Origin of the sequence: Burkholderia sp. KCJ3K979 (assembly GCF_016759955.1) — a bacterium.
In the GTDB taxonomy this organism is placed as follows: Bacteria; Pseudomonadota; Gammaproteobacteria; order Burkholderiales; family Burkholderiaceae; genus Burkholderia; species Burkholderia orbicola.
This window is the reverse complement of the sequence record NZ_JACFYV010000421.1, coordinates 1-1,393: the sequence shown is the minus strand read 5'-3', so window position 1 is coordinate 1,393 and position 1,393 is coordinate 1. Positions and strand designations below refer to the sequence as shown.

The following is a 1,393-nucleotide window of genomic DNA, read 5'->3' as shown; positions in this document are numbered from 1 at the left end:
CGCGGGGCTCGCGACCGCCAGCAGCAGGACGAGCCGCAGGGCGCGGGCAAGGTACAGGGATCGTCGCATTCGTCGTGTCCGCCTGAGGGTCAGGCCTCCTCGGAAACCCTTGAGACGGAGATCAAATGCGTGCTGATCGACTCGACCATCGTGCGAGCCCACCAGCATTCGGCCGGTGCTCGAAAAAAAGCGGCTCGCAAGCGCTCGGGCGTTCGCGCGGCGGACTGACGACCAAGCTGCATCGGCTGGCGAGCGCCTCCACTGACCTGAGACGTTTCTTGTAGCCATTCAGCAAGTGAGTTCTCTTTTATCCTAGAGGCAAGGAGAACTCGATGAAGAAGCGATTTACCGACGAGTAGGTCATTCGAATCTTGCGCGAGGCCGAGAGCCGGGACGAGCCGGTGAAGGATCTGTGCAAGCGCCACAACATCTCGGAACAGACGTTCTATCGTTGGCGCAACAAGTTCGGCGGCATGGATGTGGCCGATGCCCGCCGGCTCAAGGACCTGGAATCGGAGAACGAGCGGCTCAAGCGTTTGATCGCAGAGCAATTGCCGGTCATCGACGGCCTGAAGGAATTCGGCCGAAAAAAATGAGTACCCCAACGGGCCGGCGCGACGCGCTGGAAGTCCTGACTCGGCGGGGGCTATCTCAACGCAAGGCATGTTGCTATCTGGGGCTGAGTCGCCGGGTGGCAACCTATACGCTCAAACAACCGGAGAAGGATCGGAGCCTGGGCGAGCGACTGATTGCTGCGGCTCAGGAAGTGCCGCGCTTCGGCTACCGACGTATGTCGGCGTGGCTGGCGCTGAGCGAATCGCGCGTGCGGCGATTGTGGCGGGCCTTGCAGCTCAACATTCCGCGGCGGCGGCCTCGCCGTCGTCGTTGTGGCAGCGACATTCGTCTGCCCGGTGCGACGCAACCCAATTCGGTGTGGAGCTACGACTTTGTGCACGCGGTCACTCGGCCAACTTGCGCGGGCGACCGCGTATGGCCGGATGCCGCCCGATGCGTTCGACTGTAGCCGACCCAGAACGGCCCTTCAGACTTATCCAAAGCGGCCAATCGTTGTGACCTGCGGCGGGATTTTATAGCCTCGCTCGATGAGTATCTTGGCCTCGGCGCGACTAAGGAATCATTCCCGATTAAATCGCTTCTCCCGCAGCGTGCCGTTGGAACCTTCAACGGAGTCGTTCTGCCAAGGGCGGCAAGAACGGACATAGCGTGTACGATCTGGTCTTCAAGAAAACCATCCAAGGAAAGCGCAATGAATCCGGAACAGGCCCGAGCCGAAGAAACCCAGGCGATGGAGCGCATGGTGGCCGCCACGCTGCGCGTGCAGAGTACGTTCGCCTCGATGCAGAAGCAATTTCCGCCGCAAGGCAGCGGCGAG

At 61.3% G+C, this 1,393-nt stretch carries 2 pseudogenes; both read left to right on the top strand.

The features are described 5' to 3' along the window. Positions 1-135: 135 nt before the first annotated feature. Positions 136-257: pseudogene (locus tag H3O04_RS35350) on the top strand (IS5/IS1182 family transposase); the annotation flags it as partial. A 105-nt stretch (positions 258-362) separates the two neighbouring features. Continuing rightward, positions 363-955, top strand: a pseudogene (locus H3O04_RS35345) (transposase); the annotation flags it as partial. Positions 956-1,393: the final 438 nt, after the last annotated feature.